Raw genomic sequence first — 15,280 nt, 5'->3', positions numbered from 1 at the left:
AATGTCTTCGTGGCGGTAGAGGTACGCAAGGTGCAGATCACGGTGGAGGAGATCTTCCACGAAGGCGGCCCGCCGGTGTCGAAGCCGCTGAAGGTCGGCGCCATCGCGGCGGTGATCGCCAATCCCTTCGCCGGGCGCTACGTCAAAGTGCTGCAGCCCTTCATGGAAGAGTTGAATCCGCTGGGTCTCACCCTGGCGCGGCGGCTGATCGACGCCCTCACCAAGAGTTCCGAGGGTGATGCCGTTTCGGGTTTCGGCAAGGCCGCCATCGTCGGCGGCGCCGGCGAGCTGGAGCACGGCGCCCTCTGGCATGTGCCCGGCGGCTATGCCATGCGCGAGCTGCTGGGCGACGCCAAAGCCATCGTGCCCTCGGCGAAGAAGGTCGGCGGCCTCGGCGCGCGCATCGACGTGCCGATCACCCACATCAACGCTTCCTATGTGCGCGGGCACTTCAACGCCATCGAAGTGGGCGTGCCCGGCGCGCCGGAGGCCGACGAGCTGGTGCTCATCCTGGCGATGACCACCGGCGGGCGCGTGCACGACCGCATGGGCGGACTGCGCGCCGAAGACATCAAGGGGGAGGACGGGCTCCGATGAGGACTGCCGTTTGCTTCGCTGCTCCCTCCGCAAAAGGGATGTCGTCCCGGGACTTGATCCCGGGACCCAATGCCCGCGCCGTCAAGTGTGGCTTGGAGAAGGTGGCTTCGGAGCGTGCGGCTGGCACGGGAGCAAAGAGGGCGGGTGCGTCGCCCTTGGCAAGCGCCAATGGGTCCCGGGGTCAAGCCCCGGGACGACAGCGGTGTATGGTAGGTCAAGAAGCGCAGAATTCGTAGGACGGGGACGTTGGGATGACCGTGAAAATTCGCAAGATCGTGACCGTCGTCGAGGAGACGATGCAGGAAGCCGGGCGCGAGATCGCGCCGCCGACGCGCCGCGCCGCAGCGCTGGCGGTGATCGCCAATCCCTTCGCCGACCGCTACGAGGCCGACCTGGAGGTGCTCATGCAGATCGGCGAGGAGCTGGGCGGGCTGCTGGGCGAGAAGGCGGTTGCGGCGCTCGGCGTCGCGCCTTCCAAGATCGAGAGCTACGGCAAGGCGGCCATCGTCGGCGAGGGTGGCGAGCTGGAACATGCCGCCGCGCTGCTGCACCCGCGCATGGGCAAGCCGCTGCGCCAGGCGGTGGAAAAGGGCGCGGCCCTGGTGCCCTCGTCCAAGAAGATGGGCGGCATCGGCAGCGCCATCGACGTGCCGCTGGGCCACAAGGACGCCGCTTACGTGCGCAGTCACTTCGACGGCATGGAAGTGCGCGTGCCGGACGCGCCGCGCCGCGGCGAGATCGTGGTCGCCATCGCGGTGACCGATTCCGGCCGCCCGCTGCCGCGCGTGGGCGGGCTCACCACCGCCGAGGTCAAGGGCGAAGACGGTTTGCGTTGAGCGGCCCATTGGGCCGAACGAAGGTTTTGGGAAGGGGACGAGCGGCATGACGGAGCAACGCCTTACCACCGACGTGGTGATCGTCGGCGCCGGGCCGGTCGGCCTCTTCGCCGTCTTCGAGCTCGGCCTGTTGGGCCTCAAGTGCCACCTGGTGGACATCCTCGACAAGCCGGGCGGCCAGTGCGCCGAGCTCTACCCGGAAAAGCCGATCTACGACATTCCGGCGCTGCCCATCGTCACCGGCGGCGAGCTGGTCGACCGCCTGATGCAGCAGGCCGCGCCCTTCGAGCCGCAATTCCATCTGGGTCAGATGGCCGAGAAGCTGGAGAAGCTGAACAACGGCCACTGGCTGCTGACCACCGACCTCGGCATGGAACTGGAGGCGCCGGTCATCGTGGTGGCGGCCGGCGGCGGCAGCTTCGTGCCCAAGAAGCCGCCCATCGCCGGCATCGAGGCGTACGAAGACTCATCGGTCTACTACGCGGTGCGCAAGATGGAGACCTTCCGCGGCAAGCACCTGCTGATCGCCGGCGGCGGCGACTCCGCGCTGGACTGGACGCTGAACCTGCAGCCCATCGCCGCCAGCGTCACCCTGGTGCACCGTCGCCCGGACTTCCGCGCCGCGCCGGATTCGGTGGAGAAGATGCACGCGCTGGCCGACGCCGGGAAGGTGAAGTTCCAGGTCGCGCAGATCGCCGGTCTGGAAGGCGCGGACGGCAAGCTCAGCGGGGTGAAGCTGAAGTCGCCGGAGCAGGGCGAGTGGGTCGAGCCCTGCGACACCCTGCTGCCGTTCTACGGCCTCACCATGAAGCTGGGGCCGATCGCCAACTTCGGGCTGAACCTCACCGAGAACCTCATCGCCGTGGACACCGAGAAGTTCGAGACCTCGGTGCCGCAGATTTTCGCCATCGGCGACATCAACAGCTATCCCGGCAAGCTGAAGCTGATACTCTCCGGCTTCCACGAGGCGGCGCTGATGGCGCAGCAGGCCTTCCACTACGTCCACCCGGACAAGAAGCTGCGCTTCCAGTACACGACCTCTTCCAGCGAACTGCAGCAGAGGCTGAAGGTGGCATGAAGGTAAAGGTAACGGATCGCGACGGCGGCAAGCACGAGCTGACCTTCCACCAGGGCGACACGCTGATGGTGGTACTGACCGACGAGGACCTGGGCGTGCGTGCCGAATGCGGCGGCTGCTGCGCCTGCGCCACCTGCCACGTCTACATCGCGCCGGAGTGGTTCGCCAAGCTGCCGGCGCCGAGCGACGAGGAGATCGCCATGCTGGATGAGGCCTTCGAGGTGGAGACCAACTCGCGGCTCTCCTGCCAGGTGCTGCTGACGCCGGAACTGGACGGCCTGGAAGTCACCGTGGCCCCGGATTGGGACTGACGGGTATCGGGATCGAGCAAGGATTGACTGGAGGAGCGCGCCGATGACCTTCATCCGCAATGCCTGGTACGTCGCCGGCTGGTCCCGGGATTTTGGGCGCAGCCTGACGCCGCTGACCATCATGGACGAGGACATCGTCGTCTATCGCACCGAGGCCGGCCGCGCGGTGGCGCTGACCGACGAGTGTCCGCACAAGCGCCTGCCGCTTTCCATGGGCAAGCTGAAGGGCGACGCGGTGGAATGCGGCTACCACGGCCTCACCTTCGGCTGCGACGGCAAATGCCTGCGGGTGCCGGGACAGAGCAACCTACCGTCCTCTGCCTGGGTGCGCAGCTACCCGCTGCACGAGGCGCGCGGCATCGTCTGGATCTGGATGGGCGAGGCCGAGAAAGCGGATCCGGCGCTGGCCTTCGACATGCCCGAGTTCGACGATCCGCGCTGGGCGCCGCACTACGGCGACGCGCTGCAACTGGAAAGCCACTACCTGCCGGTTGCCGACAACCTCTGCGATCCGGCGCACGTCAGCTTCGTGCACCCGACGACACTGGGCAGCGCGGCCAGCGAGGACGTGCCCATTCAGTGCGAGCGGCAGGGCCGCACGGTGATCACCTCGCGCTGGATCAAGGACGCGCCGCCGGTCGGTTTCTTCAAGGCCTTCGGCAATTTCGGCGGCAACGTCGACCGCTGGCACTACTACTATATGCACGCGCCCAACGTGGCGGTGATCGACTTCGGCAGTGCCGCGGCGGAGGATGCCATCGGCGAGGACGAGCGTGACCGCGGCGTGCGGCTGTTCGCGCTGCACTTCCTGACCCCGGTCTCCGAGACGCGCACCGTCGACCACTGGATGCACCTGCGCAACATCGGCCTCGACGACGAGGAGATGGGTGCGCGCATGAACGAGCAGTTCCGCATCGCCTTCGCCGAGGACAAGGCGATCATGGAGGCGATTCAGCAGCGCGAGCGCAAGCCGCCGGCACGCAAGCCGGTGCGCATCGCCATCGACCGCGGGCCCAACTTTCTGCGCCGCATCATCGCCGAGATGGCGGCGGAAGAGGCGCCGCGCGAAGCTGTGCAGGCGGCGGGGTAGAGCAGTGGTTGCGGGCATGGACCCTCGGGTCAGGCCCGAGGGTGACAATCCAATCTGTGGTAAGCATCGAGCGATAAGCTGCAGCAACACGAAAACAGGAGGCAAGAAAATGGGGATGCGTAAGGTATTGGGTGCGGCCGCGCTGGCGGCGGCCTTTGCGGTCACCGGCACGGCCGGCGCCCAGGAAGCCATCAAGATCGGCGACATCAACAGCTACAAGGGCCTGCCGGCCTTCACGATTCCCTACAAGCAGGGCGTCGACCTGGCGGTCGAGGAGATCAACGCCAAGGGCGGCGTGCTGGGCCGGCCGCTGGAGGTCATCTCGCGCGACGACCAGGGCAAGCCGGGCGAGGCGGTGCGCTACGCCGAAGAGCTGTTCGCCAAGGAAGAGGTGGTGATGATCACCGGCTCCTTCTTCTCCCACGTCGGCCTGGCGCTGGCCTCCTATGCCGGCCAGAAGAAGCAGCTCTACCTGGCGGCCGAGCCGCTGGCCGACTCCCTGGTCTGGCAGGACGGCAACCGCTACACCTTCCGCCTGCGCCCCAGCACCTATGTGCAGGCCTCGATGATGGCCGAGGAAGCGGCCAAGACCGGCGCCAAGCGCTGGGCGACCATCGCGCCGAACTATGCCTACGGCAAGGATGCCGTGGCCGCCTTCAAGGAGGTGCTGAGCGCCAAGGTGCCGGGCGTCGAGTTCGTCGGCGAGCAGTGGCCGGCACTGGGCAAGATCGACGCCGCCGCCGAGGTGCAGGCACTGGAAGCACTGAAGCCCGACGGCATCTATAACGTCACCTTCGGCAGCGACCTCGCCAAGTTCGTGCGCGAAGGCAGCCTGCGCGAGACCTTCAAGGACCGCACGGTGCTGGGCCTGCTGACCGGCGAGCCGGAATACCTCGACCCGCTGGGCGCCGAGGCGCCGGAAGGCTGGATCGTCACCGGCTACCCCTGGGAGCAGATCGACACGCCGGAGCACACGGCCTACGTGAAGGCCTACCAGGCCAAGTTCAACGACTATCCGCGCCTCGGCTCTCTGGTCGGCTACAACACCATCCTCTCCATCGCCGCGGCCATCGAGAAGGCAGGCTCCACCGACACCGAAGCGATGGTCGACGCCTTCGAAGGCCTCGAGCTCGATACCCCCGCCGGGCCGATCACCTTCCGCGAGATCGACCACCAGTCCACGCTGGGCGCCTGGGTCGGCAAGACGGCGGTCAAGGACGGCAAGGGCGTGATGGTCGACTGGACCTACGAGAAGGGCGAAGACTACATGCCCTCCGACGAGGTGGTGAAGAAGCTGCGGCCGGCGTCGGGCGGCTGAGTCTTGTCTGGGTGGGGCGGGACGGCAGCCAGGATGGCGCCGCCCCGCCCCGTTTCCTTCGCCACGCGAACCTCTAACGGGATGATCGAGACCGCCTGATGGGTGTCTACCTGGTTCAGTTCCTTTCCGGGCTGGCGAGCGCTTCGGCGCTGTTCCTCGCCGCCTCGGGTCTGTCGATCATCTTCGGCGTGACCCGCGTGGTGAATTTCTCGCACGGCTCCTTCTACATGCTGGGCGCCTACTTCGGCTATTCGCTGGTCCACAAGCTGGGTGGCGGCGCGCTCGGATTCTGGGTCGCGCTGCTGCTCGCCTCGATCGCCGTCGGCCTGGTCGGCTTGCTGGTCGAGACGATCATCCTGCGCCGCCTCTACAAGGCACCGGAGTTGTTCCAGCTGATCGCCACCTTCGGCGTCATCCTCATCGTGCAGGACGCGGTGTTCTGGGCCTGGGGCGCGGAGAACCTGCTGGGCCCGCGCGCACCGGGCCTGACCGGCATCGTGCGCATCTTCGATGTGCCGATGCCGACCTACGATCTGGCGCTGATCGCCATCGGGCCGCTCGTCCTTCTTGCCTTGTGGCTGCTGTTCAACCGTACCCGCTGGGGAATTCTGGTGCGCGCGGCGACGGAGGACCGCGAGATGGTCGGCGCCTTGGGCGTGAACCAGTCGCTGCTGTTCACCGGCGTCTTCGTGCTCGGCTCCATGCTGGCGGGCCTCGGCGGTGCGGTGCAGTTGCCCAAGGGCGACGCCAACCTGCTGATGGACTTCGGCATCCTGGCCGAGGTCTTCGTCGTCACCGTGGTCGGCGGCATGGGCTCCATCTTCGGCGCCTTCCTCGCCGCCGTGCTGATCTCCGAGCTCAACACCTTCGGCATCCTGGTGTGGCCGAACGGCACCCTGGTCCTCATGTTCATCCTCATGGCGGTCATCCTGGTGGTCCGCCCGACCGGCCTGCTGGGCCGGCCGGAGAGCGTCGGCCACAAGAGCGAGACCCGCGCCGTGCAGGTGGTGCTGCCGGCGGGCCCGCACTACAAGATCTTCGTCGCGCTGCTCGCCGTGCTGCTGGTGCTGGCGCCGCTCGCCGTCGACGACTTCGTCCTGGTGCTGTTTACCGACATCCTGGTGCTGGCGCTCTTTGCCACCAGCCTGCACTTCCTCATGTCGACCGGCGGCCTGGTGTCCTTCGGCCATGCCGCTTTCTACGGCGGCGGCGCCTACGCAGCGGCGCTGCTGGTCACCTATGCGAACACGCGTTTCGAGCTGGCCTTGCTGCTGGCGCCCTTCGGGGCGGGGCTGCTGGCGCTGGTCATCGGCTGGTTCTGCGTGCGCCTCTCCGGCGTCTACTTCGCCATGCTGACCCTGGCTTTCGCGCAGGTCGCCTGGTCGATCGTCTTCCAGTGGTCGGACGTCACCAACGGCGACGACGGCCTGCTCGGCATCTGGCCGGCGGCCTGGGCCTCCGGCAGCGTCGCCTTCTACTACGTCGCGCTGGCCGTCGCGGCGGGCGGCATCATCCTCATCCGCCACGTGGTCTTCGCGCCCTTCGGCTACGGACTCCGCGCGACCCGGGACTCAGGCCTGCGCGCCGCGGCCATCGGCATCGACATCAAGCGCCAGCAGCTGGCCGCCTTCGTCTTCGCCGGTGCCATGGCGGGCCTCGCCGGCGGGCTCTTCACCTTCTCCAAAGGTTCCGTGTTCCCCGATGAGATGTCGATCCCGCGCAGCTTCGACGCCTTGCTGATGGTGCTGCTGGGCGGCATCGAGTCGCTTTCCGGCCCGGTGGTCGGCGCCGCCGCCTTCACCTGGCTGCACGACGAGCTGATCACCTTCGAGTACTGGCGCCTGCTGCTGGGGGTCGTCATCGTCGCCCTGGTGCTGCTGTTCCCGCAGGGCCTGGGCGGCGCCGCGCGCCACCACCTTGGCCGTTACCTGAAACTGGAAGCCTCGCCGGGCGCGCTGCATGGCACGTCACCGGCACCTGGCGATCCCAAGGGGGAGCAGCGGGCATGAGCGCCGTGTCTCCGGAAGCGGCCGTGCTGCCGAGCCTCGAGGTGAGCGGCCTCAGCAAGGCCTTCGGCGGCGTGCAGGCGGTGAAGGATGTTTCCTTCGCGGTCGCCGAGGGCGAATTGCTGGCGCTGATCGGCCCCAACGGTGCCGGCAAGTCGACCTGCTTCAACATGCTGAACGGCCAGATCCGCCCGGACCGGGGCAGCGTGAAGCTCTCCGGCGAGGAGCTGGTCGGCCGCAGCCCGGCGCAGATCTGGCGCCGCGGCGTCGGGCGCACCTTCCAGATCACCGCGACTTTCCCGTCGATGACCGTGGCGGAGAACGTCGCCATGGTGCTGATGAGCCAGAAGCGCGAACTGTTCTCCTTCACCAAGCGGGCGGTGAACCGCCACCGCGACAAGGCCATCGCGCTGCTGGACATGGTCGGCATGGCGCAGCAGGCCGACCGCCCCTGCGGGTTCCTCGCCTACGGCGACCTGAAGCGGGTCGAGCTGGCGGTGGCGCTGGGCAACGAGCCGCGGGTGCTGCTGATGGACGAGCCGACCGCCGGCATGGCGCCGCGCGAGCGCGTCGCGCTGATGGGGCTGGCCGCACGCCTGGCGCACGAGCTGGGCGTCGCGGTGCTGTTCACCGAGCACGACATGGACATCGTGTTCAGCCACGCCGACCGCATCATCGTGCTGAGCCGCGGCGAACTGATCGCCGAGGGCAACGCCGACGAGATCCGCAGCAATCCCCTGGTGCTGAAGACCTATCTCGGCGAAGGCCAGGTCTATGGGCGGAAGGAGTAGGGCGATGCTGGAAATAAGAGGCATCCACAGCTACTACGGTCAGGCGCATATTCTGTCCGACGTGTCGCTGACGCTGGCCAAGGGTGAGATCGTCGTGCTGGTGGGCCGCAATGGTGCCGGCAAGTCGACCACCATCAAGTCGATCATGGGCATGGTGCGCGTCACCGAAGGCAGCATCGCTTACGAGGGCACCGAGATCCTGGGCGAGCCGCCCAACCGCATCGCCCGGCGCGGCCTCGGCTACGTGCCGGAGGAGCGCCGCATCTTCACCCGCCTCAGCGTGCAGGAAAACCTCGACTGCGGCCGCCAGCCGGCCCGGGAGGGCACGCGAACCTGGACGGCGGACGACATGTTCGACCTGTTTCCCAACCTGGCCGAGGCGCGCCACCGCCTGGCCGGCACCCTGAGCGGCGGCGAGCAGCAGATGCTGACCATCGCGCGCACCCTGATGGGCAACCCCGGCTGCATCCTGCTGGACGAGCCTTCCGAGGGCCTGGCGCCGGTGGTGGTGGAGCAGATCATCAAGGTGGTGAAGGAGATCAAGGCGCAGGGCATTCCCGTCCTGCTGTCGGAGCAGAACCTCTACTTCGCCGCGCTGGTCAGCGACCGCGCCTACGTCATCGAGACCGGGCGCATCCGCTACGAAGGCGCCATGGCGGAGCTGGAGGCCAACGACGACGTCCGCCAGCAGTATCTGGCGGTTTAAGGGTGCCGTCGGGCGCAGGAGTTTTGCGGCACATCCTTCGAGACGGCCGCTTCGCGGCCTCCTCAGGATGAGGTGTGAGTTTAGGGGAGAAACGCGATGAGCGAAAAGCTGGTCATCAAGAACATCGGGCTCATGCTGTCGGGCGACCTCAAGCAGCCGATCCTGGATGCCGACACCATCGTCGCGGTGGACGGGCGGATCGCCGAAGTCGGCAAGGCCAAGGCGGTGGACACATCCGGTGCCGCGAAGACGGTGGACGCCAAGGGCACCACCGTGGCGCCGGGCCTGATCGACAGCCACGTGCATCCGGTGTTCGGCGACTGGACGCCGCGGCAGAATCAGTCCGGCTGGATCGACTCCTTCCTGAACGGCGGCGTCACCACGATGATCTCCGCCGGCGAGGTGCACCTGCCGGGCCGCCCCAAGGACATCGTCGGCCTGAAGGCGCTGGCGATCACCGCCCAGCGCGCCTTTTCCAACATGCGCTTCGGCGGCGTGAAGCTGCACGCCGGCGCGCCGGTCATCGAAAAAGGCATGGAGGAAGAGGACTTCAAGGACCTGGCCGAGGCCGGCGTGAAGCTGCTGGGCGAGGTGGGTCTCGGCGGCGTGAAGCAGGGCGAGGAGGCCAAGAAGATGGTCGCCTGGGCGCGCAAGTACGGCATCCAGAGCACCATCCACACCGGCGGCCCCTCGATCCCCGGCTCCGGCCTGATCGACGCCGACGTGGTGCTGGAAGCCGACGCCGACGTCATCGGCCACATCAACGGCGGCCACACGGCGCTGCCGCTCTCCCAGATCCGCTGCCTCTGTGAGGGCTGTCTGCGCGCCGTCGAGATCGTCCACAACGGTAACGAATTGGCGGCGCTCTATGCCATGCGCACCGCGATGGAGCTGGGCCAGCCCGAGCGCATCATCCTCGGCACCGACTCGCCGGCGGGCTCCGGCGTGCAGCCGTTGGGCATCCTGCGCGTCATCTCGCTCTTGTCTTCCATCGGCGAGGTGCCGGCGGAGACGGCGTTCTGCTTTGCCACCGGCAACACCGCGCGCATGCGCGCGCTCGACTGCGGCCTCATCGAGGTGGGGCGGGCGGCAGACTTCGTCATCATGGACCGCGCCCAGCACACGGCGGGCAAGGATCTGCTGGAATCGGTGCGGATGGGCGACCTGCCGGGCGTCTCCATGGTCATCATCGACGGCATCGTGCGCTGCGGCCGCTCGCGCAACACGCCGCCGGCGCAAACCCTGGCGGAAGTAACTGAGGCGGGCGTCGCGTGAGCATCGGCGATCCGCGCGACGACCTCCCCGACGGGCTGCCGGCAGCGGAAGCCGGGACCCTGGACTATCGCCTGAATCGGCAGATCGGCTTTCTGCTGCGCCGCGCGCACCAGTATGCCTCCGAAGTGTTCCAGTCGAAGATCGGCGACCGCAACCTGACGCCGCAGCAATTCTCCGTGCTGGTCACTCTGCTGGAGCAGCGCGAGATCGCGCAGACGCGCCTGGGCGGCCTCGTCGCGATGGACCCGGCGACGGTCCTGGGCGTGGTCCAGCGTCTCGCCCAGCGCGGTCTTGTCGCGGTGCGCACCGATCCTGACGACGGCCGGCGCCGCCTGGTGCAGCTGACCCACGACGGCCACGAACTGGCCCGCCAACTGGTTGCGATCGGCCCGAGCATCTCCAGCGAGACCCTGGAAGGCCTCAGCGAGAAGGAACAGCGCGAACTGCTGCGATTGCTCGACCGCCTGGGGCAAAAGGGGTAGTGGCATTGCTGATTGAGGCCGCAGACCCGCTTCGCCACATAGGTGCGGATTTAACGCTTCCTTCACCGCTTAGCTGCATTTAATTAAAGGATATTCGCGAAAACCGGCTGCAGGCGGCCGCCGGTGCAGACAGAATGAGGCGGCGACCGAAGCGTATGGCGGCTTTCCCTTCGCAGGAGATGTCCGGCGCGGCTGCCCGGGACGAGGACGGCAGCCGGACAAGTCCCGGCAGCGTCGATGCGCGCGCGACCGACGCCCGCAGGCTGGAAGACCTGCGTGCCGAATGCCGGGCCTTGCGCAAGCAGCTCGATGCGGCCCACGACGGCGCGATCTTCGCCGAGGCGCTGGAGGCCGTCTCGGAGGCGATCGTGATCTACGACGCCGACGGGCGTCTGGTCACCTGCAACCGCAACTTCCGCGAACTCTACGGCTACAGCGAAGAGGAAGCGCGGCCGGGCGTTCATTTCGCCGAACTGGGACAGATCGACGTCGCCCGCGGCCACGTGGTGGTCGGCGACGAGTACGGCGGCGGCGACGACTACCTGCAGCGCAAGGCCGAATACCGGCGCAAGCTGGAAGGCTCCTTCATCGTGGAACTGAAGGACGGCCGCTGGCTGAAGACCACCGACCGGCCGATGAGCGGCGGCGGCTTCGTCAGCGTCCAGGTCGACATCACGGAGATCAAGCGCAACGAAGAGGTCTTCCGCAAGGCCATGGAGCAGGCCGAAGCCGCGGCGCGGAGCAAGTCGGAGTTCCTGGCCAACATCAGCCACGACCTCCGGACGCCGCTGAACGCGATTCTCGGCTTCTCGGAGATGGTTCTGGGCGAGGTCAGCGGTCCTTTCGAAAACGAGACCTACCGGGGATACCTGCAGAACATCCACAAAGGCGGCCAGCTGCTGCTGTCCATCGTGAACGACATTCTTGATACCGCCAAGCTGGACAGCGGCAAGTACTGCCTGAGGCCCGAACGCTTCGACCCAATCGAAGTGACGCAGGAAGTGCTGGCGACCTTTACCCCGATCGCCCGGGACAAGAACCTGCGGATCACCGTCACGGCACCGCCCGAGGCAGTGCCGACCGTCGTCACCGACCGCCGCGCCCTGATCCAGGTCATGAACAACCTGGTCTCCAACGCCTGCAAGCACACCGACACCGGCGGCGCCATCGATCTGCGCTGGCGTCTGACGAAGGATCGGACGGACGGCGGGCGCCTGGAATTCTCGGTGACCGACGACGGCGCCGGCATGCCGGCGGAGCTGGTCGCCAAGATCGGCGAGCCGTTCATCGCCGACGGCAGCGCCACGGCGCTGCGCGGCGAAAGGGGTACCGGACTCGGCTTCTACATCTGCACCAAGCTGGTGAAGCTGTTGGGCGGCACTCTTTCGGTCGACAGCACGCCCGGCGAAGGCACCACCGTCGCGGTGCAATGGCCGCTGCAAAGCCTGGACCCCGCGCCGCGGCCTTAACCCGCAGATCACCCCGCGACGTCCCCACTGTCGAGCAGAAATCAGGTCCCGCCGCGGACCGGACGCGCTAGCGGCGGATGCCGCCGCGTTGTCTGAGCGTCAGCCAAGGCGGCAGGTGGAAGGCGCACATCAGGGCGTACATCGCGGTCATGCCGGTCAGCGGCGAAGCGTGGTCCGCCGTCAGGCAGAGGATCTCCGCCGGGCCGTCGCCGGATAGGCCGGAAAGCAGCGCCATGGCGGCGAAGGTCGGCGCGGCCGCGAGTCGGAGCCAGAGGATGCAAGTGCCGGTGCCGCTGCTGCTGCCCTGGCGCATGCGGATTTCACTCATGTCGTGCCTCCGCTGACAGGGAAGGGGCCGCGCGCCGGATTCGGCACGCGACCCTTTCCTGCGTGCTCACGTCTTGAAAGTATCGAACAGCGCGTCGACCGAACCGGCCGCTTGCGTCGGCGGGACGGACTCGTAGCGGTCGTGGTGGCGCACCCATTCCATCTTGTGCTCCACCTCGCGCTCGTCGCGGCCCTTGGGCGCGAGGTCGAGCATCCTGTAGGTGCCCATCATCACCTCCACGCCGCGCCCGTAGGTCGAGTAGCTGTGGAAGACCTCGTCCGCTTCGTTCTTGTAGAACGCGCTGACGCCGGGCCATTCCTCGTGGGCGTAGGGCCAGCGGCCGTAGTTGTAGTGGATCTCACCCTTGGCAAGCGCCTCCGGCGTGAAGCTGACGCCGAAGTCGTAGTTGAAGTCGCTGCCGTTGGAGGACACCCAGGTGAACTGCCAGCCCATGCGCTTGCGGAAGCGCTCGATCTCGTCCAGCGGCGCGCGCGAGACGGTCACCAGCGTGACGTCGCGGGCGGCCAGGTGCGCGGTCATGCCGTCGACGTGATCGGCCATGAAGGAGCAGCTGGGGCAGCCCTGCTTCCAGCCTGGGCCGAGCATGAAGTGCTGCACCAGCAGTTGCCGGCGGCCCGCGAAGAGGTCGGCAAGGCTGCGACGCCCGCCGGGTGCGTCGAAGACGTAGTCCTTATCGATGCGCACCCAGGGCAGCGCGCGGCGCTCGGCGGCGAGGCTGTCGCCGAGGCGGGTCAGTTCCTTTTCCTTGGCCAGCAGCGCCTTGCGCTTGGCCAGCCACTCGGCGCGGGAGACCACGCGGTGGTTTTCGGTGCTTTCCGGGGACACCGCCGGGGTGGCGCTTGTCTGCGTCGTCATCGCCTTCACTCCTTGTTTTGGCTATACAGGGATCGCTTCACTTTGGCGCGGCGCCGGTGTCGACGTCGGCATCATCCGCCGCAGGAGAGACTTAGGGCCGCGCCGCGCGGGGGTGGGAGTGACAATGATGTCGGGATTCGGGATGTCGGGATTCGGAGTTTCGGAATTCCAATGGACTCGATGATCACGGCCGCGGCACGGGCGCTTGCCGCGGGGGACCTGCTGGGCGTCCTGAAGCGGGTTGGCCTGCGCGACGACGCCCCTGCACTGGCCCTGCGCGGCATCGCGATGGCGCAGCTCGGCGACTACGATCGTGCGAAAGTCCTGCTGCGGAGCGCGGCCCGCGCCTTCGGACCCACAGAGGCCGTCGCCCGCGCGCGCTGCGTCGTCGCCGAGGCGGAGATCGCCCTGGTTTCGCGCGATCTGAACTGGCCGCCCAAGGCGCTGGCGGCGGCGCGGGCCACCCTGGAAGAACACGGCGACCGCGTGAATGCCGCGCACGCACAGCACCTGGAGATCCGCCGGCTGCTGCTGATCGGGCGCCTCGACGAGGCTGAGCGCACACTGGCCGCGCTCAACCTGTCCTTTCCGCCCGGACAGTTTCCGCCGGCCTTGAGGGCCGCCTACGAACTGGTCGCCGCGGGCATCGCCATGCGCCGCGTCAGGACCGGGGCGGCGCGAAACGCGCTCGACGGCGCCGCGCGCTCCGCCCACCAGTCGGGCGTTCCCGCCCTGATGGCGGAGGTGGAGGGCGCCCGCCGGGCGCTGGAGGCGCCGGCGGCGCGCCTGATCGGACGGGGCGCGGAGCGGCTGATCCCGCTGCAGGAGGTGGAAGCGGTGCTGGCGTCGGGCGCGCTGGTGATCGATGCCTGCAGAGGAGTGGTGGGCCGGGGCGTGGGTGGCGAGCGCGTGGTTTCTCTCGCCAAACGTCCCGTGCTGCTGGCGCTCGCCCGCGCGCTCGGCGAAGCCTGGCCCGGCGGCCTGTCGCGCGCGGTGCTGGTCAAGCGGGCGTTCCGGGCCCGGCAGGCCGACGAATCGCACCGCGCGCGCCTGCGCGTGGAGATCGGGCGGCTGCGCGCCGCGCTGCGGCCGCTCGCCGGCGTGAGTGCCACGCCGGAGGGCTTTGCCATGGCGCCGCGCGACACGGATGAGATCGTCGTGCTGGCGCCGCCTGTCGAAGACCGGCACGCCGCGGTGATCGCCCTGCTGGCCGACGGCGAGGCGTGGTCGAGTTCGGCCTTGGCGCTGGCGCTGGGGGCCAGCGCGCGCACGGTGCAGCGGGCCCTCGAGTCTCTCGCCGAGGCGGGCAAGGTGCAGTCCTACGGCCGCGGCAGGGCGCGCCGCTGGACAACCACGCCGCTGCCCGGAATCACGACAACCTTGTTACTCCCCGGCCCCCTGCCGGGCGATTAGGGTTGAAGCATGCAAGCAACGGCACGAGCAGCAAGAGAAAAACCATGAAAACATCCTCCGCTGAAATCATCCGCGAATACGGCCCCTTCCCGGGCGCCGAGGAGGTGGCCGGCGTCACCTTCGACGGCCGGCACGTGTGGTTCGCCTCCGGCGACAAGCTGAACGCCCTCGATCCGCAGAGCGGCGAGATCGTGCGCTCGATCGATGTCGCCGCGCACGCGGGGACGGCCTTCGACGGCACGCACTTGTTCCAGATTGCCGAGGACCGCATCCAGAAGATCGACCCGGCGACCGGCCGCGTGCTCTCGACCATCCCGGCCCCCGGCGGCGGCGGCGATTCGGGGATGGCTTGGGCGGAAGGCTCGTTGTGGGTCGGCGAGTACCGGGGCCAGAAGATCCACCAGGTCGATCCCGAAACCGGCGCCGTCCTGCGCACCATCGAATCCGATCGCGTGGTCACCGGCGTGACCTGGGTCGAGGGCGAGCTGTGGCACGCGATCTGGGACGGCGACGAGAGCGACCTCAGGCGGATCGATCCGCAAACGGGCGAGGTGCTGGAGACCATCGCCATGCCGCCGGGTATGGGGATATCGGGGCTCGAGTCCGACGGCGGCGACACCTACTTCTGCGGCGGCGGCAAAAGCGCCAAGGTGAGGGCGGTGCGCCGGCCGGCACGGTAAAAGGGCCCTGAAGGGCCAGGGGAA

Annotated in this window: 16 protein-coding genes; 14 read left to right on the top strand and 2 right to left on the bottom strand. The window is 68.1% G+C overall.

Features of this window, described 5'->3' with window-relative positions; translation table 11 throughout:
- The first annotated feature begins 9 nt into the window (after nt 1-9).
- The 12 genes from WDC82_RS21250 to WDC82_RS21195 all read left to right on the top strand — a co-directional run bounded on the left by WDC82_RS21250 (nt 10) and on the right by WDC82_RS21195 (nt 11,959).
- The gene (locus tag WDC82_RS21250; protein ID WP_340119413.1) at nt 10-597 is read left to right on the top strand and encodes an amino acid synthesis family protein; all 588 of its coding nucleotides are present in this window, start codon (nt 10-12) and stop codon (nt 595-597) included.
- A 251-nt stretch (nt 598-848) separates the two neighbouring features.
- Nucleotides 849-1,433 (top strand): amino acid synthesis family protein, encoded by a 585-nt coding sequence (locus WDC82_RS21245; RefSeq protein WP_340119412.1) that lies wholly within the window; start codon nt 849-851, stop codon nt 1,431-1,433.
- A 46-nt stretch (nt 1,434-1,479) separates the two neighbouring features.
- Entirely contained in the window at nt 1,480-2,511 is a 1,032-nt protein-coding gene (locus WDC82_RS21240) for an NAD(P)/FAD-dependent oxidoreductase (RefSeq protein WP_340119411.1), read from the top strand.
- Nucleotides 2,508-2,822, top strand: coding sequence for a 2Fe-2S iron-sulfur cluster-binding protein (locus tag WDC82_RS21235; RefSeq protein ID WP_340119410.1), 315 nt, complete (start codon nt 2,508-2,510; stop codon nt 2,820-2,822). The genes WDC82_RS21240 and WDC82_RS21235 overlap by 4 nt, the downstream gene beginning before the upstream one ends.
- 43 nt (nt 2,823-2,865) lie before the next feature.
- On the top strand, nt 2,866-3,912 hold the full coding sequence (locus WDC82_RS21230) for an aromatic ring-hydroxylating dioxygenase subunit alpha (RefSeq protein WP_340119409.1): 1,047 nt from the start codon (nt 2,866-2,868) through the stop codon (nt 3,910-3,912).
- A gap of 115 nt (nt 3,913-4,027) precedes the next feature.
- A complete protein-coding gene (locus WDC82_RS21225; protein ID WP_370661570.1) occupies nt 4,028-5,230 on the top strand; it encodes an ABC transporter substrate-binding protein in 1,203 nt (400 codons plus the stop codon).
- A gap of 98 nt (nt 5,231-5,328) precedes the next feature.
- Complete coding sequence (locus tag WDC82_RS21220; protein ID WP_340119407.1) at nt 5,329-7,239, top strand: ABC transporter permease; 1,911 nt, start codon at nt 5,329-5,331, stop codon at nt 7,237-7,239.
- Nucleotides 7,236-8,027 carry an ABC transporter ATP-binding protein gene (locus WDC82_RS21215; protein WP_340119406.1) on the top strand — a complete coding sequence of 264 codons (792 nt, stop codon included), beginning with the start codon at nt 7,236-7,238 and terminating at the stop codon, nt 8,025-8,027. Before WDC82_RS21220 ends, WDC82_RS21215 begins: the two co-directional genes overlap by 4 nt.
- Nucleotides 8,028-8,031: 4 nt before the next feature.
- Nucleotides 8,032-8,733, top strand: a complete 702-nt coding sequence (locus tag WDC82_RS21210; RefSeq protein WP_340119405.1) for an ABC transporter ATP-binding protein — start codon at nt 8,032-8,034, stop codon at nt 8,731-8,733.
- A gap of 96 nt (nt 8,734-8,829) precedes the next feature.
- On the top strand, nt 8,830-10,008 hold the full coding sequence (locus WDC82_RS21205; protein ID WP_340119404.1) for an amidohydrolase family protein: 1,179 nt from the start codon (nt 8,830-8,832) through the stop codon (nt 10,006-10,008).
- Nucleotides 10,005-10,490, top strand: coding sequence for a MarR family transcriptional regulator (locus WDC82_RS21200; protein WP_340119403.1), 486 nt, complete (start codon nt 10,005-10,007; stop codon nt 10,488-10,490). Before WDC82_RS21205 ends, WDC82_RS21200 begins: the two co-directional genes overlap by 4 nt.
- A gap of 155 nt (nt 10,491-10,645) precedes the next feature.
- On the top strand, nt 10,646-11,959 hold the full coding sequence (locus WDC82_RS21195; protein ID WP_340119402.1) for an ATP-binding protein: 1,314 nt from the start codon (nt 10,646-10,648) through the stop codon (nt 11,957-11,959).
- 67 nt (nt 11,960-12,026) lie between these two features.
- Here WDC82_RS21195 and WDC82_RS21190 read toward each other — a convergent pair whose 3' ends face one another.
- Nucleotides 12,027-12,287 carry a hypothetical protein gene (locus WDC82_RS21190; RefSeq protein ID WP_340119401.1) on the bottom strand — a complete coding sequence of 87 codons (261 nt, stop codon included), beginning with the start codon at nt 12,285-12,287 and terminating at the stop codon, nt 12,027-12,029.
- A 66-nt stretch (nt 12,288-12,353) separates the two neighbouring features.
- Nucleotides 12,354-13,163 (bottom strand): thioredoxin family protein, encoded by an 810-nt coding sequence (locus tag WDC82_RS21185; protein ID WP_340119400.1) that lies wholly within the window; start codon nt 13,161-13,163, stop codon nt 12,354-12,356.
- Between the two features lie 171 nt (nt 13,164-13,334).
- Here WDC82_RS21185 and WDC82_RS21180 point away from each other — a divergent pair, with 171 nt between their 5' ends.
- Together WDC82_RS21180 and WDC82_RS21175 are read left to right on the top strand one after the other, a co-directional pair.
- Nucleotides 13,335-14,576 carry a hypothetical protein gene (locus WDC82_RS21180; RefSeq protein ID WP_340119399.1) on the top strand — a complete coding sequence of 414 codons (1,242 nt, stop codon included), beginning with the start codon at nt 13,335-13,337 and terminating at the stop codon, nt 14,574-14,576.
- Nucleotides 14,577-14,620: 44 nt separating this feature from the next.
- A complete protein-coding gene (locus tag WDC82_RS21175) occupies nt 14,621-15,256 on the top strand; it encodes a hypothetical protein (RefSeq protein ID WP_340119398.1) in 636 nt (211 codons plus the stop codon).
- The last annotated feature ends 24 nt before the right edge of the window (nt 15,257-15,280 follow it).

The organism is Pelagibius sp. 7325 (assembly GCF_037652055.1).
Classification (GTDB): Bacteria; Pseudomonadota; Alphaproteobacteria; order Kiloniellales; family Kiloniellaceae; genus Pelagibius.
This window is presented reverse-complemented; position numbering and strand designations above follow the sequence as displayed.

Coding starts and splice junctions, on each gene's coding strand:
- WDC82_RS21245 (WP_340119412.1), top strand. CDS start 849: ATGACCGTGAAAATTCGCAAGATCGTGACCGTCGTCGAGGAGACGATG.
- WDC82_RS21240 (WP_340119411.1), top strand. CDS start 1,480: ATGACGGAGCAACGCCTTACCACCGACGTGGTGATCGTCGGCGCCGGG.
- WDC82_RS21235 (WP_340119410.1), top strand. CDS start 2,508: ATGAAGGTAAAGGTAACGGATCGCGACGGCGGCAAGCACGAGCTGACC.
- WDC82_RS21230 (WP_340119409.1), top strand. CDS start 2,866: ATGACCTTCATCCGCAATGCCTGGTACGTCGCCGGCTGGTCCCGGGAT.
- WDC82_RS21225 (WP_370661570.1), top strand. CDS start 4,028: ATGCGTAAGGTATTGGGTGCGGCCGCGCTGGCGGCGGCCTTTGCGGTC.
- WDC82_RS21220 (WP_340119407.1), top strand. CDS start 5,329: ATGGGTGTCTACCTGGTTCAGTTCCTTTCCGGGCTGGCGAGCGCTTCG.
- WDC82_RS21215 (WP_340119406.1), top strand. CDS start 7,236: ATGAGCGCCGTGTCTCCGGAAGCGGCCGTGCTGCCGAGCCTCGAGGTG.
- WDC82_RS21210 (WP_340119405.1), top strand. CDS start 8,032: ATGCTGGAAATAAGAGGCATCCACAGCTACTACGGTCAGGCGCATATT.
- WDC82_RS21205 (WP_340119404.1), top strand. CDS start 8,830: ATGAGCGAAAAGCTGGTCATCAAGAACATCGGGCTCATGCTGTCGGGC.
- WDC82_RS21195 (WP_340119402.1), top strand. CDS start 10,646: ATGGCGGCTTTCCCTTCGCAGGAGATGTCCGGCGCGGCTGCCCGGGAC.
- WDC82_RS21190 (WP_340119401.1), bottom strand. CDS start 12,287: ATGAGTGAAATCCGCATGCGCCAGGGCAGCAGCAGCGGCACCGGCACT.
- WDC82_RS21185 (WP_340119400.1), bottom strand. CDS start 13,163: ATGACGACGCAGACAAGCGCCACCCCGGCGGTGTCCCCGGAAAGCACC.
- WDC82_RS21180 (WP_340119399.1), top strand. CDS start 13,335: ATGGACTCGATGATCACGGCCGCGGCACGGGCGCTTGCCGCGGGGGAC.
- WDC82_RS21175 (WP_340119398.1), top strand. CDS start 14,621: ATGAAAACATCCTCCGCTGAAATCATCCGCGAATACGGCCCCTTCCCG.